Raw genomic sequence first — 24,813 nt, 5'->3', positions numbered from 1 at the left:
CCCAAAGTACGACGCCACATGACGCTGGGAGGGCTCACCCCCAACGCCTATGCGGCTACTTTACAGTCCGTGTCTACTTAAATGGGGCCAGTCCAGCGGCGCGGGAGAGGGTGACTTGCGCTGAAAGCAAAAGAGGCCGCGTCCAGTGCTTGGGTGCGGCCTCTTTGCTTTTGACTTTCGCTATTCACTGTTAACTGTTAACTATTCACTGCCGTCATCGCTGTTAACTATTCACTATCGATTGCTTCAAGGAAGGCCCGTGCCGCATTGGACCGGCTCCGCCCGGGATGCGTCACCACGCCCAGTTTGCGTTCCGGCAGGGGGGTGTCCACCGCCAATTCGATCACGCTCTGGTCCAGCATGGTGGCCGGCAGCACGCTCCAGCCCAGGCCGATGGAGACCATCATATGGATGGTCTCCAGATAATTGGTGGACATGGAGATGTTCAGCGCCAGGCCGTGTTCCTGGAACAGCCGTTCGACGATGCGGCGGGTGAAGGTCACCGGAGAGGGCAGGATGGCGCTGAAGCGGGTCAGGGTTTCCAGGGTGAGATCCGCTTGCCGGGCCAGCGGGTGTTCCGGCGCGCACATGAACACCAGCGGGTCGTCCCAGATCACCTGGCTGTGCAGGCGGGTATCCGGCTGCGGCGGCAGGGTCACCACCCCCATCTCCAGATCCCCGTGCAGCACCGCCTCCCAGGCTTCCTCGGAATCGATGAAATGGATGTCCAGGCGCACCTGCGGGTACTCCCGGGAGAAACGCCGCAGCACCGGTGGCAGGCGATGCAGGCCGATATGGTGGCTGGTGCCGATGCGCAGGGTGCCGCTGACTTCGCCGGTGAGGTTGTTGATGGCGCGGCCCATGTCCTCCAGTTCCTGAAGCACTTTCCGCGCCCGGGGTAACAGCGCCTCGCCGGCTTCGGTGAGGCGGATACGCCGTCCAACCCGGTCGAACAGGCGCGCCCCCAATTGCTGTTCCAGCACCGCGATGCGTTTGCTCACCGCCGGCTGGGTCAGGAACAGCCGCTCCGCCGCGCCGGAAAAGGAGCCGCTCTCGGCCACGGCCATGAAGGCTTGCAAGGATTGGGTATCCATGGGGTGGGGCTGCCTCCGGTATCGAGGAATTAGGGCGGGCAGGGGGGGCAATTTGGAGTCACCACAAACTACCCAGCCCTTTAGTCTCTTATCCTCTCAGATAACTCATGGGAATCCAAACCATAAAAAAGATGAATTGGATTTATCTTATGCCCCCGCGTAGGGTGTGGTCATTAACAGCCCCCCAAGGCTCCAGGAGAAGCATCAATGGCAGGCAAGACCCTCTACGACAAGTTGTGGGACGCCCATCTCGTCGCCCAGCGGGAAGACGGATCGGCGTTGATCTACATCGATCGTCACATCATTCACGAAGTGACCTCGCCGCAGGCCTTCGAAGGGCTGCGTCTGGCCGGGCGGCAGCCCTGGCGGACCGGCGCGGCGGTGGCGACCATCGACCACAATGTGCCGACCACGCCGTTCAAGAGCGCCGCCGATATCACCGACGAGACCTCGCGCATTCAGGTGCAGACGCTGCAGGACAACACCCGCGAGTTCGGTATCACCGAGTTCGGTATCGGTGACGTGCGTCAGGGCATCGTGCACGTGATGGCGCCGGAGCAGGGCGCGGTGGTGCCGGGCATGACCGTGGTGTGTGGCGATTCCCACACCTCCACCAATGGCGCGCTGGCCTGTCTGGCTCACGGTATTGGCACCAGTGAGGTGGAGCATGTGCTCGCCACCCAGACCCTGGTGGCCAAAAAGATGAAAAACATGCAGGTGAAGGTGGAGGGCGACCTTGGCCCAGGCGTTACCGCCAAGGATGTGGTGTTGCACATCATCGGCGTGATCGGCACCGCCGGCGGTACCGGCCATGCCATCGAATTCGCCGGCAGCGCCATCCGCTCGCTGAGCATGGAAGGCCGCATGACGGTCTGCAACATGGCCATCGAGGCCGGCGCCCGCGCCGGCATGGTGGCGGTGGACGACATCACCGTGGATTACGTCAAGGGCCGTCCGATGGCGCCGACCGGCGAACAATGGGCACAGGCGGAAGCCTACTGGCGTACCCTGGTGTCCGATGACGACGCCCGATTCGATACCGTGGTGGAGATCGACGCCGCCGACATCCGCCCGCAGGTGTCCTGGGGCACCAGCCCGGAAATGGTAGTGGCGGTGGACGCCAGCCTGCCGGATCCGCAGGCGGAAAGCGATGAAGTGAAACGCTCCGGCATGTTGCGCGCCTACGAGTACATGGGCCTCAAGCCGGGCATCAAGGTCGGTGATATTCCCGTGGACCGGGTGTTCATCGGTTCCTGCACCAATTCGCGAATCGAGGATTTGCGCGCCGCCGCCGATGTGGCCAAGGGACGCAAGAAAGCGGATTCGGTGAAGCAGGTGCTGGTGGTGCCGGGTTCCGGTCTGGTGAAGAAGCAGGCGGAACAGGAAGGCCTCGACAAGATCTTCATCGAAGCCGGTTTTGAATGGCGCGAGCCCGGTTGCTCCATGTGTCTGGCGATGAACCCGGACCGTCTGCAACCCGGTGAGCACTGTGCCTCCACCTCCAACCGGAACTTCGAGGGCCGGCAGGGCAACGGCGGCCGCACCCATCTGGTGAGCCCGGCCATGGCCGCCGCCGCCGCGGTGGCCGGTCATTTCGTCGACGTGCGGGAATTGGGGTAAGCGATCATGGAAAAATTCGTCAAGCATGAAGGGCTGGTGGCGCCGTTGGATCGCGCCAACGTGGACACCGACCAGATCATTCCGAAGCAGTTTCTCAAATCGATCAAGCGCACCGGCTTTGGGCCGAACCTGTTCGATGAGTGGCGTTATCTGGACGAGGGCTACCCGGGCCAGGACAATGACGCACGGCCGAAGAACCCGGATTTCGTCTTGAATCAGCCGGTCTATCAGGGCGCTACTATTTTACTGGCCCGCCGCAACTTCGGTTGTGGCTCCAGCCGTGAGCACGCGCCCTGGGCGTTGATGGATTTCGGTTTTCGCGCGGTGATCGCGCCGAGCTTCGCCGATATCTTCTACAACAACTGTTTCAAGAACGGCTTGCTGCCCATCGTGCTCTCCGAGGAGCAGATGGAAGAACTGTTCCAGGCCGAGGCGGCCAATCCCGGCCTGCGTCTGACCGTGGACCTGGAAGCCCAGCAGGTGCGCACGCCGGACGGCAAGGCCTACGATTTCGACATTGATGAGTTCCGCAAACACTGCCTGCTCAACGGCCTCGATGAGATCGGCCTGACCCTGCAGGAAGCGGACACCATTCGTGCCTATGAGGAACGCCGCCGGGCCCGCGAGCCCTGGGTGTTCGCCGAGCACGTGAACCACTGATCAGGACAACACCACGGAAGCGAACCATGAGCCACATTCTGATTCTGCCGGGTGACGGCATCGGCCCGGAAATCGTCCAGGAAGCGGTGCGCGTGCTGCGCGCCGCCGAGCAGCGTTTCGGCCTCGACATCAGCCTGGACGAAGCGCCGGTGGGCGGCGCCGCCTATGATTTGCACGGTGACCCGCTGCCAGAGAGCACGCTGGACAAGGCGCGCGCCGCCGACGCCATTCTGTTCGGTTCCATCGGCGGTCCCAAGTGGGACACCATCGAACGGGACAAGCGCCCCGAGCGTGGCCTGCTGCGGCTGCGCTCCTCGCTGGGCCTGTTCGCCAATCTGCGCCCGGCGATTCTGTTCCCGCAACTGGCGGACGCCTCCTCGCTGAAACCGGAAGTGGTGTCGGGCCTGGATATTCTCATCGTCCGTGAACTGACCGGCGGCATCTACTTCGGTCAGCCGCGCGGTATCCGTGAGGAGAACGGCGAGCGGGTCGGCTTCAACACCGACGTCTATTCCGAATCGGAAATGCGCCGTATCGCCAAGGTGGCGTTCGAACTGGCCGGCCAGCGCAACAACAAGGTCTGCTCGGTGGACAAGGCCAATGTGCTGGAAGTCACCGAGCTGTGGAAAGAGGTGGTCACCGACGCCGCCAAGGACTACCCGAATATCGAACTGTCCCATATGTACGTGGACAACGCCGCCATGCAACTGGTGCGCGCGCCGAAACAGTTCGACGTGATCGTCACCGGCAACCTGTTCGGTGACATTCTCTCCGATGAAGCCGCCATGCTCACCGGTTCCATCGGCATGCTGCCCTCCGCGTCCCTGGACGAAAACCGCAAGGGCCTGTACGAACCCTGCCACGGCTCGGCGCCGGACATCGCCGGCCAGGGCATCGCCAACCCGCTGGCCACCATCATGTCGCTGGCCATGCTGATGCGCTACAGTCTGGAGCGTGGTGACGTGGCGGATGCGATCCAGGCCGCGGTGGAGCAGGTTCTCGATCAGGGGCTGCGTACCGCGGATATTTACACCGAGGGCACGCGCAAAGTGAGCACCGAGGAAATGGGCGCCGCCGTGGCCGAAGCACTGGCTCGCGGTTGATCGGCGCCTGAACCCATAGATTGAGAAGGGGCAACCCCTTCGGGAGACAAGTCTCAATGAAGAAAGTCGGTTTTATCGGCTGGCGTGGCATGGTCGGTTCCGTATTGATGGACCGCATGCGTGAGGAAAACGATTTCCAGGACATCGAACCGGTGTTCTTCTCCACCTCCCAGGTCGGCCAGGCCGGCCCGGATGTGGGCAAGGAAATTCCGGCGCTGGGCGACGCCAAAAGCGTCGATGAGCTGAAAAAACTGGACGTCATTGTCACCTGCCAGGGCGGCGACTACACCAATGAGGTGTATCCCAAACTGCGTGAAGCCGGTTGGCGGGGCTACTGGATCGACGCCGCCTCCGCGCTGCGCATGCAGGACAACAGCGTCATCGTGCTGGACCCGGTGAACCGCAAGGTGATCGATCAGGCGCTGGACAACGGCGTCAAGGACTACGTCGGCGGCAATTGCACCGTGAGCCTGATGCTGATGGCCCTGGGCGGTTTGTTCAACGCCGATCTGGTGGAGTGGGCCAGCGCCCAGACCTACCAGGCGGCCTCCGGTGCCGGCGCCCAGAACATGCGCGAGCTGATCGCGCAGATGGGCACCATCCACGGTGCCGTGGCGGACAAACTGGCGGATCCGGCCAGCGCCATTCTCGACATCGATCGTCAGGTGGCGGATACCATGCGCTCCAGTGATCTGCCGCAACAGCACTTCGGTGCGCCACTGGCCGGCTCGCTGCTGCCGTGGATCGACAAGGAAATGGAAAACGGCCAGAGCAAGGAGGAGTGGAAAGCCCAGGCCGAGACCAACAAAATCCTCGGTCGCGGCGACCAACCGATCCCGCTGGATGGCACCTGTGTGCGCATCGGCGCCATGCGCTGTCACGCCCAGGCGCTGACGGTGAAACTGAAGAAAGATGTGCCGCTGGATGAGATCTACGACCTGATCCGCAACGCCAATGACTGGGTGAAAGTGGTGCCCAACGAGAAAGAGGCGACGCTGCGTGATCTGACGCCGACGGCGGTAACCGGCACCTTGACCGTTCCGGTGGGGCGCCTGCGCAAGCTGAACATGGGCGGCGAATATCTCAACGCCTTCACCGTCGGCGATCAGTTGCTGTGGGGCGCCGCCGAGCCGCTGCGCCGCATGCTGCGGATTCTGCTGGAGCGGTGATCAAGAAGTCGAACGTCCGGCGCGGACGTCCGGCCCCAACGAACGGCACGAGTCCAGCGGGCTTGTGCCGTTTGTCTTTGTTCTGACGGAACGTTGTCCTGGAGGATAAACAATGTCGATGGAACCCGGATTGGCGGTGGTTGGTGCCACCGGCCTGGTGGGCGATGCCCTGCTGGAGCAACTGGCGCAGCGCAAGGTGCCCTACGGAGAACTGTTCCTGTTGGCCTCGGAAGAGAGCGAAGGCACGTCTTTGCGGGTGGGCGGCCGTTCGCTGACGGTACAGCGGCTGGATGGCTTCGATTTCTCCCGCGTGGCGCTGGTGGTGTTCGCCGCCGGCGCCGCGGTGTCCCAGGAATGGGCGCCGCGCGCGGTGGATGCCGGAGCCATGGTCCTGGACCTGTCACCGGCGTTCCGTTACGAGCCGGACGTGCCGTTGCTGGTGGCCGGGGTCAACGACGAGCAGATTCCCGCCGCCCGCGAGCGCAATCTGGCCGCCGCCGCCGATGCCGCCACCGTGCAACTGATGCTGGCCTTGAAGCCGCTGATGGCGATCTCCGAATTGCAGCGGGTCACCGTGACCCAGTTGCAGGCCGCCTCCTCCTCGGGGCGCAATGGCGTGGAACGTCTGGCCCGCCAGAGCGCGCGTTTGCTCAATGGCATGGACGCCAGCGAAGGCGCGGAACCGCAATACGCCTTCAACCTCGTGCCCACCGTCGGGCGTCTGCAGGACAACGGCTATACCAGCGAGGAATTGAAATTGATGCTGGAAGCCCGGCGGGTGCTCGGCCGTCCGGACCTGGCCGTGGATGTGAGCTGTGTGCAGGTGCCGGTGTTCCATGGCCTTTCCCAGGTGGTGGTGGTGCGCGGCGGTCTGCCCATCGGTCTGGCTCAGGCGCAGGCCTGCTGGGACGAGGCGCCGGGTCTGGCCCAGGACGAAGGCGGAGAGGGGGACGGCGCGTCCCCGGTACGGCAGGTGAAAGAGGAGCCGCTGGTGCGGCTGGCCCGTGCCCGGGAAGACGTGGACGGGCAGGGCGAACTGAGCTTCTGGACCGTGGCCGATAACATCAAGGCCGGCGCCGCCCGCAATGCCGTCCTGCTGGTGGAGCAACTGCTCGCCGGGGCGTGATCCTGCTCTCAACCGTCCGATTCCAATTCCCACAGCGGCCTTGTAGCGACGTGTATGCGGGCCAGGAGGCCAGCGCCCCGCCAACCGCGTGCCCGCAAATCGTGGGCAAAGGAAGTGCTTACCCCCTCGACAACCCCCATCCCGCCAGAATAAAGTCGTAGCTCTCGGGCCGCCCTAGCGGCTCGGGACGGGGGCGTCTCAATCCACGGTTGCGCGCGCATTTTTTCGAAAAAACCATGAAAAATGCGCACTTACTAGCAATATGTGACGCAGTTTCTAGGTTTATACCCCGTCGTCGGGCACAATCGAATGCGGACTTTCTGACCAGAGCGTCTCAGAATAAGGTTTGTTTTCTCTGGATTGTTCCAGGCCTTATTCCGAGACTCGCGGAAAGAAATCCGCAGCGTGCCTGCCGGCTCAGAGGGCGGGGAATACAGAATAAGTAACTGGGGTTCAACCACATGCTCCGAAAATTTGGCATAGGGTTTGTCGCGCTGGCGGCGATGACGCCGGGGCTTGCGGCTGCTCTGGGGGTGGGGGAATACGAGCTTAACTCCTATCTGAACCAGCCGCTGGAGATGGACGTCGTCCTGCACGAAACCGGACGGCTGTCGACAGAGGAAATCGTGGTCAATCTGGCCCCGCAAGCGGAATTCGACTCCGCCGGGGTGGAGCGCGGCTACTTCCTCAATGATTTGACGTTCGAGGTGACCTTCACCGGCGAGGGCGACGGGGTTCTGCACATCCGTTCCCGCCAGCCGGTGCGTGAGCCCTATCTCAACTTCCTGGTGGAGATTCTCTGGCCCACCGGCCGTCTGGTGCGCGAATACACCGTATTGCTGGATCCGCCCAGCTACGACGCCAGCGGTGAGGCGGTCAGTGCCGCCCAGGTTCAACCGGCGCCGGTGCCGGTCGTGCCGCAAGCGCAGCCGAAGACCGAACCGGCGCCGCCCGCGCCGGAGCCCGAACCACGGGCACCCGCCGTCAGCGACGCGGCGACGGAGGGCGAACCGCGAGAAGAACCCCAAGAGGAAACAGCAAACACCGTTGAGCCGGAGGACGATGCTGGAACGGTGGCCGAATCCGCGGAACCGAAGCCGGAACCGGAGCAAGCGGACTCGGACCAGGGTGGCACCGCCAGCAGCGCGACGCCGGGGCGTGGCACTCTGAACGAAAACAATGACCGCTACCGGGTGCGCTCGTCCGATACCCTGTGGCGCATCGCCGCCGAGCATCGCCCTGGCGGCGGGGTCTCCGTCCAACAAATGATGATGGCGATTCAGGAAATGAATCCGGAAGCCTTCATCGACGGCAACATCAATCTGGTGCGGGAAGGCGCGGTGCTGCGGCTGCCCAGCGAACGTCAGGCGGCGGCGATCGCCAGCAGCGAAGCAATGCGGCGAGTGGCCGATCAAACCAGCGAATGGCGCCAGCGGCGTGCGGCCAGCACCAATGCGGAGGAAACGCTGGCGGCGGCGCAACTGGATGCCACCGAGCAAAGCGATGCCGCGCCAGTGGAACAGGAAGGCGATGGCGGCCGGGTTACGCTGGTGGCGCCGGATGCCTCCGACGCCGCCCGTGACGGTGATGGCACCGGTACCGGCGGTGGCGGTGAAGCGGCCACCGCCGCGCTGCAGAACGAACTGGCTATTCGCGATGAGAATCTGGACCGGCTGAGCCGGGAGAACGATGAGCTGCGCAGCCGTATCGATGAGCTCGGCGAGCAGTTGGATACCAGTGGCGAAATGCTGCGCTTGCAGAATGAGAAGATCGCGGCCCTTCAAGAGGCACTGCGGCAGCTGCGGGAGGGCGAGGGCGATGGCAAGGTGGATGAGGCCTTGCTTGCACCTGCTCGGATTACCCCAGCGGAGATGGCCCCCGAGCAACAGGCGCCGGGGGAGCCGGTGCCCGCGGAGACGACGGATCCGGCGGCCAGCACCTCGCCGCCGGCCGACTCCGCCGCCATGGGGGGTTCCACCATTGACTCTTCGACCACGGATACGGAGAGGCCCGACGGCGCCGCCAAGGCCGCGCCGAAATCCCCGTCCCAACCGGCAAGCGGCGCTGACAGTGCCGCTTCCGTGCGTCCGCTGCCGCCGGCGGCCGAGCCGGCTGCCCCGGCGCCCGCTGGCTGGCTGGACTGGGTAATGCGCAACCTGCTGTATCTGGGAGCCGCCGTGGCGGCACTGTTGCTGCTTCTGCTGTTGGCGTTGCGCCGCCGTCAGAGCGGCAAGGATGACCCGGAGGAAGACGCTTTGCCGCCCTTGATGCCGCTGGCGGACGACGGTGACAACGAAGACGAAGGGCGGTCCGGGCAGGACCCGGTGGCGGCGCGGACCGGTGCCGGCGGCGCCGATGACGAGGATCGATCCCGTGCTGCCGCCGCCGCCAGTCAGGATCCGCTGGAAGAGGTGGAGGTCTATGTGGCCTATGGCCGCTACCCGCAGGCGGCGGATTTCCTCCGTAATGAAATCAACCAGGCGCCGGGCCGTAACGATTTGAAAGTGCGGCTGCTGGAAGTGCTGAACGAAATGGGCGATCAGGCGGCGTTCCGGCAACAGGCGGCGCTGTACGCCGGTACCGCGGAGGAACTGGACCGGGCCATCGAACGGCTGGGCGGAGGCGGGCAGGCCGGCACGGACGAGTCCGCTCCGCTATCCCTGGACGATCTGGAACTGGATCTGGCTGGTGATCCCGGCGGGCCGGTCCCGTCGGAGCACGATCAGCAAGGGGAAACGGGGGAGGACCCGCTCAACCTGGATGACTTCGAGTTCAGTCTGGACGATGACAAGGCGCCGCCGAGCGAGGCCGATGACGACGAACCGGTGCTGATCGACGACGATCCGGAAGAGGCCCTGGCTCTGGACGAGGAGCCGTTGACTCACGCCACGCTGACGGTCCGGGACGATACCCCGGTAAGTTCGGATGGCCTGGATCTGGATGATCTGGATTTTTCTTCCGACTTTTCTTCCGACACGGGCGACACCGATGACATTGACGGCCTGGAGCTGGACTCGACGCCGGTGGAAGCCCCGCGGGAGGAGCCTGTAACCGGGACGACGCCGCCGGGATCGGAGTCGCTGGAGTTCCAACTGGACGACCTGGAACTGGAGTGGGAGGGCGACAAGGCCGAGCCCGCTGCCGAGCCGGTCTCCGAACCGGAGAGCGACGACCACGGCGAAGCGGGGACGGAGGATCAGGGTGACGACACCTTCGAGTTTTCCCTGGACGGCCTGGATCTGGACGATGCCGGTGCCGATGAAACCCCGGAGGCGGCGATCGAACTGCCCGAGCCGGTGGCCGCCGATGCCGGTACGGAAGCTTTCGGGGACCCGGCCTTCGAGGCTCCGGCGCCCGCCGAGCCGCCGGCCAGCGAGGTTCAGGAACCGGCCGCGCCGGTACCGGTGTCCGCTGACGAGGATGATGAATTCGACTTCCTGGCGGAAACCGATGAGAACGCCACCAAACTGGACCTGGCTCGCGCCTACATCGAAATGGGGGATATGGAAGGCGCCCGGGATATCCTCAACGAGGTGATCAGCGAAGGCAGTGACAGCCAGCGGGACGATGCCCGCCAGTTGCTGGAGCGCGTCGAGTAAGGCGTATTACGTGTAAGCGAAAACGCCGTTCTGTAAAAAAAGGGGGCGATGCCGTAAGGTATCGCCCCTTCCTTTTGGCGTGAAAAAAACAGGCCCATCATGACCCGGATCGCGTTGGCGGTGGAATACGATGGCAGCCGCTTCCATGGGTGGCAGACCCAGGAGGATGGCGTTCGCACGGTGCAGTGGCACCTGGAGCAGGCCCTGTCGCGAGTGGCGGACCACCCGGTGACGCTGATCTGCGCCGGCCGCACCGATACCGGCGTGCATGCCACCGGCCAGGTGTGCCATTTCGATTCAAACGCCAATCGCGACATGAAAGCCTGGGTCATGGGCGGCAACCGTTTTTTACCCGACGACGTGGCGGTTCGCTGGGCGGTGCCGGTGAGCGACGACTTTCACGCCCGTTTCAGTGCTTTCCGGCGCTGCTATCGTTACGTGATCTACAATGCCGGCGCGCCGCCGGCGTTGTTCCGCCGCCAGGTCACCTGGAACCACCGGCCGCTGGATGTACAGCGGATGGCCGACGCCGCCCGGGCGCTGGTGGGCACCCATGACTTCACTTCCTACCGTTGTGTGCATTGCCAGGCCAAGTCGCCGGTGAAGACGCTGCACCGGCTGGACATTCGGCAGCGCGGCCGGATGATCATCCTGGAAGTGGAGGCCAATGCCTTCCTGATGCATATGGTGCGCAACATCGCCGGCGTGCTGATGGCCATTGGCGCCGGTCATCAACCGGTGGAATGGGCCGCCGAGGTGCTGGCCGCCCGTGACCGCCGCGAAGGCGGTGTCACCGCGCCGCCCTATGGACTGTATCTGGTGGATATCGGTTACCCGGATCAGTTTGAATTGCCGCGGGAGCCGTTGGGGCCGCTCTGGTTGGAGTAGGTTGAAAAGGGGCCGAAGCCACTGTGGGGGCTTGCCTGCAAGCGAATGCGCCGACGCCGGAGGGCCTGAATTCGCCGGCAGGCCAACTCCTGCAGCGGCTTCGTGGTCTGGGAGTATTGAATGGCATGTTCGCGTGCCAGACCCTCGCCGCTTTGCTAACATGGACGGTCCCCGCGGGGGCAGGTGGCGCCGCCTGTGGCGCTGTCCTTCGGCCCGCGTTTCCTGATAGGATTTCGATGAGCACACCCCGGGTTAAAATCTGCGGCATTACCCGTCCGGAAGACGCGGTACAGGCCGCCCGCGCCGGCGCCGATGCCATCGGCCTGGTGTTTTATCCATCCAGTCCCCGCTACGTGGATCCGCGACGTGCCGCGCGCATTCTCGCCGCGCTGCCGCCGTTCGTGACCACGGTGGGCTTGTTCGTCAACGCCGACGCGGGACTGGTGCGCGAGTACCTGCGTGAGCTGCCCCTGGACATGCTGCAGTTCCACGGTGACGAAACGCCGGAGTACGGCGCCGCTTTCCAGCGTCCCTGGATCAAGGCCCTGCGCATGCGTGACGGCGCCGACCCGGCCAGGGTGGCGCGCGAGTACGCCGCCGCCGGCGCCCGCGGGTTATTGGTGGACAGCTATGTGCCGGGCACCCCCGGCGGTACCGGCGAACGCTTCGACTGGGGCCTGCTGCCCCGGGAATCGGCGTTGCCGTTGATCCTGGCCGGTGGTTTGACGCCGGCCAACGTGGCCGAGGCCGTGCGCCAGGTGCGCCCCTGGGGGGTGGACGTGAGCGGCGGCGTGGAGGTGCGGGCGGTGACCGGCGCCACCCTCGGCGGTATCAAGGACCGCCACGCAGTGCGGGCCTTTTTGCGCGCGGCCAAGGCCTGACCCTAGGATCGGACCCTTCGGGCCCGGCGCGACAATCCTGACAGTACGCTATCCCAGACGAGGAGCATGAGGTGACTGAACGTCCTGATTACAAGGCATTCCCCGACCAGCGGGGCCACTTCGGGCAATTCGGCGGACGATTCGTCTCCGAAACCCTGATGGCCGCTTTGGACGAACTGGAAACCATGTACCGGCGTCTCAAGGATGACCCCCAATTCCAGGCCGATTTCGATTACGACCTGGCCCACTACGTGGGGCGTCCTTCGCCGTTGTATCTGGCGGAACGCTGGAGCGAACAGCTCGGCGGCGCCCGCGTCTGGCTCAAGCGTGAGGATCTCAACCACACCGGCGCGCACAAGGTGAACAACACCATCGGCCAGGCCTTGCTGGCCAAGCACATGGGCAAGAAGCGGGTGATCGCGGAAACCGGCGCCGGCCAGCACGGAGTTGCCTCCGCCACCGTGGCCGCCCGGTTGGGGCTGGAGTGTCACGTGTTCATGGGCGAGGAAGACATTCGCCGGCAGCGGCTCAACGTCTACCGCATGAAACTGCTCGGCGCCGAGGTGATTCCGGTGACCTCCGGCTCACGCACCCTCAAGGACGCCATGAACGAAGCCATGCGTGACTGGGTCACCAACGTGGACGACACCTTCTACATCATCGGCACCGTGGCCGGGCCGCACCCGTACCCGATGCTGGTGCGGGACTTCCAGTCGGTGATCGGCCGCGAAGCCCGGGAGCAGAGTCTGAAGCAGGCCGGCAAACTGCCGGACGCGCTGGTCGCCTGTGTCGGCGGCGGTTCCAATGCCATTGGCCTGTTTCACCCGTTCCTGGAGGACGAGGGCGTGGCCATGTACGGCGTGGAAGCCGCCGGTGATGGCGTCGACACCGGCCGCCACGCGGCGCCGCTGACCGCCGGGCGTCCCGGTGTGCTGCACGGCAACCGCACCTATTTGATGGAAGACGAGAGCGGCCAGATCATCGAGACCCACTCGGTGTCCGCCGGTCTGGATTATCCGGGGGTCGGTCCCGAGCACTCTTGGCTCAAGGACATCGGCCGGGTCAATTACGTGGCCGCCGATGACCAGGAAGCGCTGGCCGCGTTCCGGGAACTGACCCGGGTGGAGGGCATCATGCCGGCGCTGGAATCCGCCCACGCGCTGGCCTATGCGCGCAAGCTGGCGCCCACCATGAGCGCGGATCAGAATCTCATCGTCAATCTGTCCGGACGGGGTGACAAGGATATCCTGACCGTGGCCGATATCGACGGCATCGAGTTTTGAGGGGGAATGCCATGAGCCGTATTCAAGCCTGTTTCGAACAACTGAACACGAGCGGCCGCAAGGCGCTGATTCCCTATATCACCGCCGGTGATCCCAACCGGGAAGTGACCGTGCCGGTGATGCACGCGATGGTGGAGGCGGGCGCCGACATCATCGAACTCGGGGTGCCGTTCTCCGATCCCATGGCCGATGGTCCGGTGATCCAGAAAGCCTGTGAGCGGGCTCTGGAATCCGGCACCAGCCTGCGCGACGTGCTCGCCATGGTCGCCGAGTTCCGGCGTCGGGATGATCGTACTCCGGTGGTACTGATGGGTTATCTGAACCCGGTGGAAGCCATGGGGTACGAAACCTTCGCCGATGCCTGCGTCAGTGCCGGCGTGGACGGGGTGCTGCTGGTGGATCTGCCGCCGGAGGAATGCGAGGACATCGTGCCGCGATTCCGCCAGCGCGGTGTCGATCTGATTTTCCTGGTGGCGCCGACCACCACCGATGAGCGTATTCGCCGCATCGGCGAGGCGGCCAGCGGTTATCTTTACTATGTCTCCCTGAAGGGCGTCACCGGCGCCGCCACCCTCAATGTGGAGGAAGTGGCGTCGCGGGTTGAAACAATTCGCAACCTTGCCCAATTGCCCATTGGGGTAGGCTTTGGTATCAAAGACGCGGCATCGGCCCGGGCCGTCAGCCGGGTCGCTGATGGCGTGGTGGTGGGCAGCGCGCTGGTCAACCAGATCGCCGCCAACGCGCAGCGCACCGAGGCCATCGCACCGGCGGTGGCCGCCGTGCTTGCCGACATGCGCTCCGCCATGGACGAATAAGCCGATGCCGTGCTCGCTTGGCGATAAGCGGGTCCCATAAAGCGGGTCAAATACAAGGGTCTAGGTAATGAGCAACAACTGGCTGGAAAAGATTTTGCCCGCGGTTCGCCGGCCGCAGGAAAACCGTCGCAACAGCGTACCGGAAGGTCTGTGGCGCAAGTGCCCACGCTGTGACAGTGCTTTGTACCGGCCGGAGCTGGAGCGCAACCTGGATGTGTGCCCCAAGTGCGAACACCATATGCGCATCGGGGCCCGCAAACGCCTGAAGCTGTTCCTGGATGAAGGCGTCACCTCCGAGATTGGTGCCGAGCTGGCGCCGGAGGATCGGCTCAAGTTCAAGGATTCCAAGAAGTACAAGGACCGCCTCACTGGCGCGCAGAAGGACACCGGCGAGAAAGACGCGCTGGTGGTGCTGAAAGGCAAACTGCATGGCCTGCCGCTGGTGGCCTGTGCCTTTGAGTTCCGTTTCATGGGCGGCTCCATGGGTTCGGTGGTTGGCGAGCGTTTCGTGCGCGCGGTGGAAGTGTGCCTGGAACAGCGACTGCCGCTGGTGTGTTTCTCCGCCAGTGGCGGCGCGCGCATGCAGGAAGGTCTGTTTTCCCTGATGCAGATGGCCAAGACCTCCGCTGCCCTGGAGCGCTTGCGCGAAGCCGGGCTGCCTTTCATCTCGGTACTCACCGATCCGGTCTATGGCGGCGTGTCCGCGTCGCTGGCCATGCTGGGCGACATTAACGTGGCCGAACCCAACGCCCTGATCGGCTTCGCCGGTCCGCGGGTGATCGAGCAGACCGTGCGGCAAAAGCTGCCGGAAGGTTTCCAGCGCAGTGAGTTCCTGCTTGAGCACGGCGCCATCGACATGATCGTGCCGCGTCTGCAAATGCGTGACACTCTGCATCGTCTTCTCGCCAACATGACCCGGGCGCCGCTGTCCACTCAATGAGCGACCTCCAACACTGGCTCGAACGCATCGAGCGGCTCCACCCCAGTGAAATCGAGCTGGGGCTGGAGCGTTTGCGCCGCGTCGCCGGAGATCTGGGCGTGCGCACCCTGCCGATGCCGGTGATCACCGTGGCCGGCACCAACGGCAAGGGCTCGGTGGTGCGCCTGCTTACCGCCATGGCGGAGGCCGCCGGGCTGCGCTGCTGCGTTTATACCTCACCTCATTTGCTGCGTTTCAATGAGCGTATCCGGCTGCCCGATGGCCCCGCCTCGGACCAGGCGCTGTGCCAGGCTTTCGCGGCGGTGGAGCAGGGGCGCGGCGACACCGCGCTGACCTATTTCGAGTTCACCACTCTGGCCGGACTGTGGCTGTTCCAGCGCAGTGACGCGGACCTGTGCATCCTTGAAGTGGGCCTGGGCGGGCGGTTGGACGCGGTCAACCTGATCGACGCCGATGTGGCGGTGGTCACCTCGGTGGGGCTGGATCATCTGGACTGGCTCGGCGATAGCCGCGAAGCGATTCTGCGGGAAAAAATCGGCATCGGCAGGGCCGGCCGGCCGCTGGTCTACGGTGAGTTGGCGGCGCCGTCGAATCTGGACTCGGAACTGGCGGCGCTGGCGGCCTTGCCGCTCAGGGCAGGGCGGGAGTTCACGCTGGGCGACGGGGAAGTGACCGTGCGCGACGGCGATGAGGAACGTCGCTACCGGATACCGGAGTCGGCGCGTCTGGGCGATGACAATCTGGCCACCGCGGTCCAGGCCCTGGCCGCGGCGGGTTTGGCGCCGGCCCCTCATATTCCCGGCCAGGTGGTGGATACCGGCCTGACTGGCCGTTGCGACCGGCGCCGTTTCAAAGGTATCGATTGCCTCCTCGACGTCGGTCATAACCTGGAAGCGTTGACCCGGCTGCGGCATCGCTTGCCGGCCTGTGCCGGCCGCCGCCGGCTGGTGCTGGGCATGATGGCGGACAAACCGGTGGAGCAGGTGGTGGCGCTGTTCGCCGGCGAGCCGCTGGAGTGGTATCCGTGCCGGCCGGATCTGCCCCGCGCCGCCACCGTGGAAAGGCTGGTGGCGGCGTTGCCGGAGACAGTCCGGAAGGCGGCGGTCCATCCTTGTGGCAGTGTTGCCGAAGCGTTGGAAGCGGCGGTGAACGACAGCGATACTGGCGATCAGGTGGTGATCGTGGGATCCTTCTACACTGTGGCCGAAGCCCTGACGGTGATTGAGGCGGTTCCGCCGCCGGCGCGCTAGAATCCCGCTGGCGCCAGGCCGAATCGTCTCGGAGATGACCGGCCTGGGTCCGTGCCCCTCCCGTTGTTGGACCTTTTATTCGCAAGGAGCCTTCGTTCGTGCACTCCCGCACCCGTCACCGCTTGATTGGCCTGTTGCTGCTGCTTCTGCTGGCGGCGATTCTTGCCCCTCTGGTTTTGCGCTCTCCGGATCAGGTCCGGGTGGCGTTGGATATGACCTTGCCGGAAGCACCGGCGCTGGAAACCACCGAAGTGGAGCCGGTCATCGACGAACAGGAGCAGGAAAGCCTGGAACGGGAGATCGAAGCGGACCAGCAGGCGGTGGCCGAAGCCGGCCAGGCGGAACTGCAAGAGCCATTGCCCGAAGAGCAGGGGGGCAAGGACGAGGCGGCTCCGGCCCCGGAGGAGCAGACCGAGCCCAAGCCGGAATCCCAGGCGCAACCGGATCCCGAGCCGGAATCCGAGCCCGCCCCGGCACGGAACGGCACCCTGCCGACTTCGGGCTTCACCGTGCAAGTGGCCAGTTTCAGTGATCAGGCCAATGCCGAGGCCCTGGTGGAACGGCTGCGCGAGGCGGGCTACAACGCCTATTTCCGCGCCCAGGAACAGGACGGCAACCGCTGGCAGCGGGTGTTCGTGGGGCCGGAAATCCAGCGTAAGGACGCCGAGGCGATGAAACAGCGCCTGCGCGATGACAAGCGCTTCGCTCTCGACGGCCTGGTGCGCACCTTCGTGCCTTAGTGATCTCTATGGGAGCTTTGTCCGGTCTGTGGGAGCTTGCCTGCAAGCGAATGTGCCAACACCGCAGGCCCGATTCGCCAGCAGGCTGGCTCCCACAGTTCGTACCACAAAGCCGCTGTGGGAAGCTGGCCGGGCGGCGCTCCGCTTGCCAGCGAATATGCCCCTATACACATAGGCTCCGACGATGACGTTCATTCAAGTTCATCCATGGGCAAGCGCGGGACGCTCTGGTAAACTTTGCCGCCTGTTCCGCCCACGCCCCATCTCATGACTCTGAATCTGGCAGACGGCATCATCCTGTTCATCATCGCTGTGTCGGCCCTGATCAGCCTCCGCCGCGGTTTCACCCGGGAAGCCTTTTCTCTGCTGACGTGGGTGGCCGCCTTCGTGGTGGCGCGGCTGTTCAGCCCGGCGCTGGATGCGCTGCTGGTGGATCAGATCGAGACCCCCAGTCTGCGTTTGGCGGTGGCGTTTGGTGTGCTGTTCGTCCTGACACTGGTGATCGGCGCGCTCATCAATCATTTGCTCGGCGAGTTGGTCCGGGTCACCGGCCTGAGCGGGACCGACCGGCTACTGGGCATGGTATTCGGCGCCATTCGCGGCGTCCTGCTGGTGGTGGTGCTGGTCGCACTGGGCCGCCAGCTTTTCATCGAGGATCCCTGGTGGCAGGCGTCGGTACTGGTACCGCATTTCGTCATGCTGGAGAACTGGACCCGCCAGGTGGCCGGGGATCTGCTCACTTATCTCATCAACATCAGCGCAAGCTCCAGCTAGCTCGAGGATAAGCAAATGTGCGGCATTGTTGGCATCGTGGGCCACTCCCATGTGAACCAGGCGATCTACGACGCCTTGACGGTCCTGCAACACCGTGGACAGGATGCCGCGGGCATCGTTACCTGTGACGGCGACCGGCTGTTTCTGCGCAAGGACAACGGCATGGTGCGGGACGTGTTCCGCAACCGCCATATGCGCCGGCTGGTCGGCAACATGGGCATCGGCCATGTGCGTTACCCCACCGCCGGCAGCTCCAGTTCCGCCGAGGCACAGCCGTTTTATGTGAACTCGCCTTATGGCATCACGCTGGCGCATAACGGCAACCTGACCAATTCCGAGGCGCTGGCTGAACACATCTTCCGTGCTGATCTGCGCCACATTAATACCACCTCCGATTCCGAAGTGCTGCTCAACGTGTTCGCCCACGAGCTGCAACTGCGCGGCAAGCTGCAGCCGGAGCCGGACGACATCTTCGACGCGGTGGCGGCGGTGCATCGCCGGGTGGAGGGCGCCTACGCGGTGGTCGCCATGATCACCGGCTACGGTATTCTCGCGTTCCGCGACCCGCACGGTATCCGCCCGGTGTGCTTCGGCAAGAAGGACACCGAGCAAGGGCCGGAATACATGGTGGCTTCCGAGTCGGTGGCGCTGTCTTCCCTGGGCTTCCATCTGGAACGGGACCTGGAACCCGGTGAAGCGGTTTACATTACCGCCGACGGCCAGATGCACACCCGCCAGTGCGCCGACAATCCGCAGCTGAGCCCGTGTATTTTCGAACATGTTTATCTGGCCCGTCCGGATTCCATCATGGACGACATTTCCGTGTACAAGGCACGTCTGCGCATGGGCGAAAAGCTGGCGGAGAAAGTCGAGCGGGAATGGCCGGATCATGACATCGACGTGGTCATTCCGATTCCCGACACCAGCCGCACTTCCGCCTTGCAAATGGCCAACCGGCTCAACGTGAAGTACCGGGAAGGCTTCATCAAGAACCGTTACATCGGCCGCACCTTCATCATGCCCGGCCAGCAGATGCGGCGAAAATCCGTGCGCCAGAAACTGAATGCCATCGAGCTGGAATTTTCCGGCAAGAACGTGCTGCTGGTGGACGACTCCATCGTGCGCGGCACCACCTGTCACGAGATTATCCAGATGGCGCGCGAAGCCGGTGCCCGCAAGGTCTACTTCGCTTCCGCCGCGCCGGCGGTGCAGTATCCGAATGTGTACGGCATCGACATGCCCGCCGCCGATGAACTGATCGCCCACGACCGCAGCGTCGAGGAAGTTTGCCGGATCATCGGCGCCGACCGTCTGATCTATCAGGATCTGGACGACCTGGTGTCCGCCTGCAAGGAAGGCAATTCACGGGTCAAGGAATTCGATTGTTCCGTGTTCAACGGCGTTTATTTAGCCGGTAACATCGACCAGGGTTATCTCCAGAATCTGGAGCAACGCCGCAACGACCTGGCCAAATCCGCCCGTGAGCAGGCCCGGGCCCTGGCGGAAAACGAAGTCATCGATCTGCACAACTCCAATTGAGGTGAACCGAGAACATCATGAGCGACTTTTCTGATCCAAACGAACTGCATACCGATACACTGGCGATTCGCTGGGCGCAGTTACGTACCGATCAGATGTCGCACTCGGAGCCGCTGTTTCTTACCTCCAGCTTCGTCTATGACAGCGCCGCCCAGGCGGCGGCGCGGTTCTCCGGCGAGGAGCCGGGCAACGTTTATTCCCGTTTCACCAATCCCACCGTGGCGGCGTTCGAACAGCGCCTGGCCGCCATGGAAGGGGCGGAGAAGGGCGTGGCCCTGGCTTCCGGCATGGCCGCCATCAGCAGCACGTTCTTCGCGCTGCTGGCCCCGGGCGATCACATCGTCAGCTCCCGCAGTGTGTTCGGCACCACCAATGTGGTGTTCGACCGCTACCTGAAGAAATTCCAGGTCGAGACCACCATGGTGGACCTGGCGGACCTGGAGCAATGGCGCGACGCGATCCGGCCGGAAACCAAGGTGCTGTTCCTGGAAACGCCGTCCAATCCGCTCTCCGAAGTCGGCGACATTCCGGCCCTGGCGAAACTGGCCCATGACAACGGCGCCATTCTTATCGTCGACAACTGCTTCTGTACGCCCGCTTTGCAGAAGCCGCTGGCGCTCGGCGCGGATCTGGTGATCCACAGCGCCACCAAATACCTGGATGGACAGGGACGCTGCCTGGGCGGCGCCGTGGTGGGCCCGGCCAAGCTGGTGGATGAAGTGCACGGTTTCGTCCGTTCCGCCGGTCCGAGCATGAGCCCGTTCAATGCCTGGGTATTTCTCAAGGGGTTGGAGACCCTCGGTATCCGCATGGAAGCCCATTCCCGCAACACACTGGCGCTGGCCGAATGGCTGGAACAGCAGCCGGGCATCGCGCGGGTGCATTACGCCGGACTCAAATCCCATCCGCAGCATGAACTGGCGGCGCGTCAGCAGAGCGGATTCGGCGCGGTACTGGCGATCGAAGTGGAAGACAGCGATGGTAACCGGGACCGCCAGGCCGCCTGGCGTTTCATCGATGGCACCCGGCTGATCTCGATCACCGCCAATCTTGGCGATACCAAATCCACCATCACCCATCCGGGCAGTACCACCCATGGCCGGGTGGCGGAAGAAGACAAACAACGGGCCGGCATCACGGAAAACCTGATCCGTATTGCGGTAGGCTTGGAAGACTTGGCGGACCTGAAAGCGGATCTGTCCCTGGGGCTGAAAACGCTGGGGTTTTGAGAGAAGAGATCCGACATCGGGTGTAGCCAGCCTCTTTTGGGCTCCTGAATTGGGGGGAGCGCCGTTTTAAAAAACGACGACAAGGCCGTACCCATGCAGGCACTGGAAAAAGCCCTGGCCCAGGTGGGCCGGGTGGTATTGGGGAAACCGGAACAAATCAAACTGGCCTTGGCCTGCATGCTCGCCGGCGGCCATTTGCTGATCGAAGACCTGCCCGGCATGGGCAAGACCACTCTGGCTCAGGCCCTGGCGCGGGTATTCCGGCTCGATTACCGGCGGGTTCAGTTCACCAGCGACATGTTGCCGGCGGACATTCTCGGGGTCTCCGTATTCGACCCGGACAGCCGTGAATTCACCCTCCGGGAAGGGCCGGTATTCACGCAATTGCTGCTGGCCGACGAGATCAACCGCGCCACGCCCAAAACCCAGGGGGCGTTACTGGAGGCCATGGAAGAGCAGCAAGTATCGCTGGATGGCCTGACCCGGCCGCTGCCCGAACCCTTCTTCGTGGTGGCCACGCAAAACCCGGTGACCCAGGCCGGCACCTTCGTCTTGCCGGAATCCCAACTGGACCGCTTTTTGATGCGCATTTCGCTCGGCTATCCGTCGCCGGAAGTGGAGCGGGATCTGCTTGCCGGCGGTGACCAGCGTGATCGGGTACGTCAACTGGAAGCGGCGATTGAGCCTTCGGGGCTGCGGAAACTTTGCCGCTTCGTCGATCAACTGCGTGCCACCCGGGAGCTGATCGACTACGTACAGCGTTTGCTGGACGCCACCCGTGCCGACAGCCGTTTCGTCGCCGGTCTTTCGCCCCGTGCCGGCCTGGGACTGCTGCGCGCCGCCCGTGCCTGGGCGTTGCTGCACGGTCGCGACTATGTGCTGCCGGAAGATGTGCAGTCGGTCTGGGCGGCGGTGGCGGAACACCGGCTGCAGCCCCGCGAAGGCGGCAACGTGGCGGCGATGACCCAATCCCTGTTGCAGACCGTGCCGGTGGTGCGCTGACCGGCGCGAGCGAAGGAGGGCGGCCATGGTAAAACGCGCCTGGCAAAACTGGTTGGCCCGACGTCTGCCGCGTGACCATCAGGTGCAGTTGAATCAGCGTCGTATCTTCATTCTGCCCAGCGGCTATGGTGTGCTGTATCTGGTGGTGGCGCTGCTGTTGTTTCTCGGTGGTGTCAATTACGAGAACAATCTGATTCTGGCACTGTGTTTCCTGATGGTGTCCTTGTTCGTGATGGGCATCCTGCACACTTTCCGCAATCTTTCCGCTCTGACCCTGCGCGCCGGCGCCGCTCGCAACGGTTTTGTCGGCGGGCACGGTGGTCTGGCGGTGGTGCTGGTGTCGCGGGGGCAGCCGCACCGCAGTGTGTGGTTGAGCTGGCCGGGGCAGGATGCCCAGGAAGTCAGTTTGGAAACCGGAGAAGAAAAAACCGTGTGGCTGAATCTGGCGCTGCCTCGGCGCGGCCCGGTCCGGCCCCAGCGGTTACGGGTGGAAAGCCGCTATCCCTTGGGCCTGCTGCGGGCCTGGTCATTGGTGGCGCTGGAACATCATTGTCTGGCCTGGCCCCGGCCCCGGGAGGACGCCCCTTCGCCCTGGGAGGGCCGCGGCGGTTCCGGTGGCACCGGCCGCCACGGCAGTGAAGCGTTCCAGGGGCTGCGCGCTTACGTGCTGGGGGATTCCCTTCGCCAGGTGGACTGGAAAGGTTATGCGCGCGGTCGCGGCATGAACACCAAACTGTTCGACGCCGAGGAGGGCGAACGGCTCTGGCTTGGCTACGACCGTCTGGAAGGCCTGCCCGAGGAGCAACGCCTGGCGTTGCTATGCCATTGGGTGTTGCTGCTGAGCGAGGCCGGACAACCCTTTGGTTTGCGCTTGCCCGCCATGGAACTGGCGCCGGGCAGCGGTGATGAACATCGCCTGCGGGCTCTGGATCTGCTCGCGCTGCACGGCAACGAGGGAGGGCAGCGCTGATGGCCCGCCTTTATCAGGTACCCAGTCACGCCCGGCCCTGGCTGACCGCCGCCATTCTCGCCATTTCCCTGCCGCAACTGCTGCGTGGACCGTTCTGGCAGGTGCTGTTGTTGCTGGCGATCCTGTTGTGGCGGGCACTGATGGATCGTCAGCGGGCGCCGCTGCCGGGCCGATGGATACGGGTGTTGCTGTTGCTCGGCACCGTCGGCGGCATTTATCTGAGCTTCGGCCGTCTGATCGGGCCGGAAGCGGGCACCGCTCTGATTACCAGCCTGTTCGCCCTGAAGTATCTGGAGCTGGTGGGGCGCCGCGACGCCTATGTGCTGATCATCATCGGCTATTTCGTCTGCGCCACCATCCTGCTGTTCCAGCAGGGATTCTTCGTTTTTCTTTATGTCTGCCTGTGTCTGTTGCTGCTTACCGCCAGTCTGGTGGGGATTCACTACAATGATTCCCAGGCGCGCTCGCGCCAGCATCTGGGCAAGGCGGCGGTGCTATTACTGCAGGCGGTGCCGTTGGCGGTGGTGTTGTTCGTACTGGTGCCGCGGCTGCCGCCATTGTGGAACGTGCATACTGATCAGGGCCAGGCGCGAACCGGCATGAGCGACACGATGGCGCCCGGGCAGGTCAGCAATCTGGCCGAGTCCAGCGCGATCGCCTTCCGCGTGCAGTTCGATGGCGAGGTGCCGCCTTACCGGCAGCGCTATTGGCGTGGCCTGACCTACAGCTGGTTCGATGGCCGTACCTGGAGCCAGGCGCGGCCGGACGATTGGGGTGATGAACTGACCTTCTACAGCGGCCGGGGGGCGCCGCCACTGTGGTACCGGGACCTGCTGCGGCGGGCCGCGGACCGCCCTTACTGGGACTATCAGGTGATCATGGCGCCGAGCCAGAGGCGCTGGCTGTACGCGCTCAATACTCCGGTGCCGGAGTTCGATGGTCTGGTGCTGGCCCGTGACCGGCACCTGGTGGCCACCGAACCGGTCACCGGTAATTTCCGCTATCGGGTGCGCAGTTACACCGGGGTGCCAATGACCGAACCGCTGGCGCCGGATCAGCGTGCGTTGATGTTGAGTTTGCCGGAACAGGGTTTCCCGCGCGCTCGTGAGCTGGCCAGCCAATGGCGCCGGCAATATCGGGACGATAGCGCCCTGGTGAGCGCCGCCTTGCACTGGTTCCGCGACGAGCCGTTTCATTACACCCTCAGCCCGCCCGCCGTCGGCCCGGATGTGGTGGACGGTTTTTTGTTCAATACCCGCCGGGGATTTTGCGAGCATTACGCCAGCAGCTTCGTGGTGCTGATGCGCGCCGCCGGCATTCCTTCCCGGGTTGTGGGGGGCTATCAGGGCGGCGAAGCCAATCCCATGGGCCGGCACCTGTTGATCCGTCAGTACGATGCCCACGCCTGGGCCGAGGTGTGGCTGCCCGGGCGCGGCTGGGTGGAAGTGGACCCGACCGCGGCGGTGGCGCCGGAAAGGGTGGAACTGGGCTTGCGCGGCTCCCTCAGCCAGGCCGGCGAGGTCCGGCTTCCCGGCGATGGGATCGGGCGTTTGCCGGTGCTGTTTCAATTGCGGCAATGGGCGGACCTGCTTGAATTCCGCTGGCAGAGCTGGGTGCTGGGTTATGACCTGAAGCGCCAGAACCAGTGGCTGTCCCGCTGGCTTGGCGCGGTGACGCCCTGGCGGCTCGCGTTGCTGTTGCTGACCCTGGCGGCACTGTTGGTGCTGGCCACGGCGCTGATCATGTTCCGGGGGCGCGGTCCTCGCTCCGCCACGCCGCTGACCCGTGAATACCGGCGGCTGGCCCGGGGGCTGAGCAAACGCGGAGTACGGGGGGCGGAGCGCCTGTCCGCCGCCCAACTGTGCGAGCGGATCGCGCGCCGCTGGCCGGCGGCGGAACCGGCGGCGCTGAGCTGGCGGGAGACCTTCGAACGGCTGGCCTATCAACAGGACACGTCGCCGTCCATCGGCGCGTTGCGAGCTTTGCGCCGGCAACGACGGCGGTTGCTGAGGGCATGTCGTTGACTCTTGTGAGGTAGTGAGCCTGGACGCCGATTCGCTGGCAAGCCAGCTTCCCACAGCGGCTTCGTGTCCCTTCCGTGGGAAGCTGGCTTGCCAGCGAATGCAGCGCG

The 24,813-nt window shown here is 64.4% G+C and carries 20 protein-coding genes; 19 read left to right on the top strand and 1 reads right to left on the bottom strand.

Annotated elements, in window-relative coordinates; all coding sequences use genetic code 11:
- Positions 1–227 precede the first annotated feature (227 nt).
- On the bottom strand, positions 228–1,094 hold the full coding sequence (locus CRO06_RS17010; RefSeq protein WP_022995983.1) for a LysR family transcriptional regulator: 867 nt from the start codon (positions 1,092–1,094) through the stop codon (positions 228–230).
- Between the two features lie 207 nt (positions 1,095–1,301).
- Here CRO06_RS17010 and leuC point away from each other — a divergent pair, with 207 nt between their 5' ends.
- The 19 genes from leuC to CRO06_RS16915 all read left to right on the top strand — a co-directional run bounded on the left by leuC (position 1,302) and on the right by CRO06_RS16915 (position 24,706).
- Positions 1,302–2,714, top strand: a complete 1,413-nt coding sequence (gene leuC, locus CRO06_RS17005; RefSeq protein ID WP_022995982.1) for a 3-isopropylmalate dehydratase large subunit — start codon at positions 1,302–1,304, stop codon at positions 2,712–2,714.
- 6 nt (positions 2,715–2,720) lie between these two features.
- Positions 2,721–3,374, top strand: coding sequence for a 3-isopropylmalate dehydratase small subunit (gene leuD, locus CRO06_RS17000; RefSeq protein WP_097058942.1), 654 nt, complete (start codon positions 2,721–2,723; stop codon positions 3,372–3,374).
- A 26-nt stretch (positions 3,375–3,400) separates the two neighbouring features.
- A complete protein-coding gene (leuB, locus tag CRO06_RS16995) occupies positions 3,401–4,477 on the top strand; it encodes a 3-isopropylmalate dehydrogenase (RefSeq protein ID WP_022995980.1) in 1,077 nt (358 codons plus the stop codon).
- A gap of 56 nt (positions 4,478–4,533) precedes the next feature.
- Positions 4,534–5,646, top strand: coding sequence for an aspartate-semialdehyde dehydrogenase (gene asd / locus CRO06_RS16990; RefSeq protein ID WP_022995979.1), 1,113 nt, complete (start codon positions 4,534–4,536; stop codon positions 5,644–5,646).
- A gap of 112 nt (positions 5,647–5,758) precedes the next feature.
- Complete coding sequence (locus CRO06_RS16985; RefSeq protein WP_022995978.1) at positions 5,759–6,772, top strand: aspartate-semialdehyde dehydrogenase; 1,014 nt, start codon at positions 5,759–5,761, stop codon at positions 6,770–6,772.
- Positions 6,773–7,233: 461 nt separating this feature from the next.
- Positions 7,234–10,371 (top strand): FimV/HubP family polar landmark protein, encoded by a 3,138-nt coding sequence (locus CRO06_RS16980; RefSeq protein WP_097058941.1) that lies wholly within the window; start codon positions 7,234–7,236, stop codon positions 10,369–10,371.
- 99 nt (positions 10,372–10,470) lie between these two features.
- Positions 10,471–11,259 carry a tRNA pseudouridine(38-40) synthase TruA gene (truA, locus tag CRO06_RS16975; RefSeq protein ID WP_022995976.1) on the top strand — a complete coding sequence of 263 codons (789 nt, stop codon included), beginning with the start codon at positions 10,471–10,473 and terminating at the stop codon, positions 11,257–11,259.
- A 236-nt stretch (positions 11,260–11,495) separates the two neighbouring features.
- Positions 11,496–12,140, top strand: coding sequence for a phosphoribosylanthranilate isomerase (locus tag CRO06_RS16970; RefSeq protein WP_022995975.1), 645 nt, complete (start codon positions 11,496–11,498; stop codon positions 12,138–12,140).
- 71 nt (positions 12,141–12,211) lie between these two features.
- Positions 12,212–13,423 (top strand): tryptophan synthase subunit beta, encoded by a 1,212-nt coding sequence (gene trpB / locus CRO06_RS16965; RefSeq protein WP_097058940.1) that lies wholly within the window; start codon positions 12,212–12,214, stop codon positions 13,421–13,423.
- An 11-nt stretch (positions 13,424–13,434) separates the two neighbouring features.
- Positions 13,435–14,238, top strand: coding sequence for a tryptophan synthase subunit alpha (gene trpA / locus CRO06_RS16960; protein ID WP_026949736.1), 804 nt, complete (start codon positions 13,435–13,437; stop codon positions 14,236–14,238).
- 67 nt (positions 14,239–14,305) lie between these two features.
- A complete protein-coding gene (gene accD / locus CRO06_RS16955; protein ID WP_022995972.1) occupies positions 14,306–15,178 on the top strand; it encodes an acetyl-CoA carboxylase, carboxyltransferase subunit beta in 873 nt (290 codons plus the stop codon).
- Positions 15,175–16,428 (top strand): bifunctional folylpolyglutamate synthase/dihydrofolate synthase, encoded by a 1,254-nt coding sequence (locus CRO06_RS16950; protein WP_097058939.1) that lies wholly within the window; start codon positions 15,175–15,177, stop codon positions 16,426–16,428. The genes accD and CRO06_RS16950 overlap by 4 nt, the downstream gene beginning before the upstream one ends.
- 98 nt (positions 16,429–16,526) lie before the next feature.
- The gene (locus tag CRO06_RS16945; protein ID WP_097058938.1) at positions 16,527–17,168 is read left to right on the top strand and encodes an SPOR domain-containing protein; all 642 of its coding nucleotides are present in this window, start codon (positions 16,527–16,529) and stop codon (positions 17,166–17,168) included.
- Between the two features lie 273 nt (positions 17,169–17,441).
- Positions 17,442–17,942 carry a CvpA family protein gene (locus CRO06_RS16940; protein ID WP_026949739.1) on the top strand — a complete coding sequence of 167 codons (501 nt, stop codon included), beginning with the start codon at positions 17,442–17,444 and terminating at the stop codon, positions 17,940–17,942.
- Between the two features lie 15 nt (positions 17,943–17,957).
- Entirely contained in the window at positions 17,958–19,481 is a 1,524-nt protein-coding gene (purF, locus tag CRO06_RS16935) for an amidophosphoribosyltransferase (RefSeq protein ID WP_026949740.1), read from the top strand.
- 17 nt (positions 19,482–19,498) lie between these two features.
- Complete coding sequence (locus CRO06_RS16930) at positions 19,499–20,710, top strand: O-succinylhomoserine sulfhydrylase (RefSeq protein ID WP_026949741.1); 1,212 nt, start codon at positions 19,499–19,501, stop codon at positions 20,708–20,710.
- 93 nt (positions 20,711–20,803) lie between these two features.
- Entirely contained in the window at positions 20,804–21,712 is a 909-nt protein-coding gene (locus tag CRO06_RS16925; RefSeq protein WP_014994963.1) for an AAA family ATPase, read from the top strand.
- Between the two features lie 25 nt (positions 21,713–21,737).
- Positions 21,738–22,682: a DUF58 domain-containing protein gene (locus CRO06_RS16920; RefSeq protein ID WP_022995967.1), complete on the top strand. Its 945-nt coding sequence runs from the start codon at positions 21,738–21,740 to the stop codon at positions 22,680–22,682.
- On the top strand, positions 22,682–24,706 hold the full coding sequence (locus CRO06_RS16915) for a transglutaminase TgpA family protein (RefSeq protein ID WP_097058937.1): 2,025 nt from the start codon (positions 22,682–22,684) through the stop codon (positions 24,704–24,706). The genes CRO06_RS16920 and CRO06_RS16915 overlap by 1 nt, the downstream gene beginning before the upstream one ends.
- The last annotated feature ends 107 nt before the right edge of the window (positions 24,707–24,813 follow it).

It is taken from the genome of Alloalcanivorax xenomutans (assembly GCF_900217905.1).
GTDB classification, from domain to species: domain Bacteria; phylum Pseudomonadota; class Gammaproteobacteria; order Pseudomonadales; family Alcanivoracaceae; genus Alloalcanivorax; species Alloalcanivorax xenomutans.
Note: the sequence above shows the minus strand (reverse complement) of the source record. Positions and strands in the feature narration are given on the sequence as shown.

Excerpts from the sequence above, each read along its gene's own strand:
- CRO06_RS16920 (WP_022995967.1), top strand. The coding sequence starts at position 21,738 with ATGGTAAAACGCGCCTGGCAAAACTGGTTGGCCCGACGTCTGCCGCGT.
- CRO06_RS16950 (WP_097058939.1), top strand. The coding sequence starts at position 15,175 with ATGAGCGACCTCCAACACTGGCTCGAACGCATCGAGCGGCTCCACCCC.
- CRO06_RS16985 (WP_022995978.1), top strand. The coding sequence starts at position 5,759 with ATGTCGATGGAACCCGGATTGGCGGTGGTTGGTGCCACCGGCCTGGTG.
- CRO06_RS16970 (WP_022995975.1), top strand. The coding sequence starts at position 11,496 with ATGAGCACACCCCGGGTTAAAATCTGCGGCATTACCCGTCCGGAAGAC.
- leuD (WP_097058942.1), top strand. The coding sequence starts at position 2,721 with ATGGAAAAATTCGTCAAGCATGAAGGGCTGGTGGCGCCGTTGGATCGC.
- truA (WP_022995976.1), top strand. The coding sequence starts at position 10,471 with ATGACCCGGATCGCGTTGGCGGTGGAATACGATGGCAGCCGCTTCCAT.
- CRO06_RS16980 (WP_097058941.1), top strand. The coding sequence starts at position 7,234 with ATGCTCCGAAAATTTGGCATAGGGTTTGTCGCGCTGGCGGCGATGACG.
- CRO06_RS16930 (WP_026949741.1), top strand. The coding sequence starts at position 19,499 with ATGAGCGACTTTTCTGATCCAAACGAACTGCATACCGATACACTGGCG.
- asd (WP_022995979.1), top strand. The coding sequence starts at position 4,534 with ATGAAGAAAGTCGGTTTTATCGGCTGGCGTGGCATGGTCGGTTCCGTA.
- leuC (WP_022995982.1), top strand. The coding sequence starts at position 1,302 with ATGGCAGGCAAGACCCTCTACGACAAGTTGTGGGACGCCCATCTCGTC.
- leuB (WP_022995980.1), top strand. The coding sequence starts at position 3,401 with ATGAGCCACATTCTGATTCTGCCGGGTGACGGCATCGGCCCGGAAATC.
- trpA (WP_026949736.1), top strand. The coding sequence starts at position 13,435 with ATGAGCCGTATTCAAGCCTGTTTCGAACAACTGAACACGAGCGGCCGC.
- CRO06_RS16925 (WP_014994963.1), top strand. The coding sequence starts at position 20,804 with ATGCAGGCACTGGAAAAAGCCCTGGCCCAGGTGGGCCGGGTGGTATTG.
- accD (WP_022995972.1), top strand. The coding sequence starts at position 14,306 with ATGAGCAACAACTGGCTGGAAAAGATTTTGCCCGCGGTTCGCCGGCCG.
- CRO06_RS16915 (WP_097058937.1), top strand. The coding sequence starts at position 22,682 with ATGGCCCGCCTTTATCAGGTACCCAGTCACGCCCGGCCCTGGCTGACC.
- purF (WP_026949740.1), top strand. The coding sequence starts at position 17,958 with ATGTGCGGCATTGTTGGCATCGTGGGCCACTCCCATGTGAACCAGGCG.
- CRO06_RS17010 (WP_022995983.1), bottom strand. The coding sequence starts at position 1,094 with ATGGATACCCAATCCTTGCAAGCCTTCATGGCCGTGGCCGAGAGCGGC.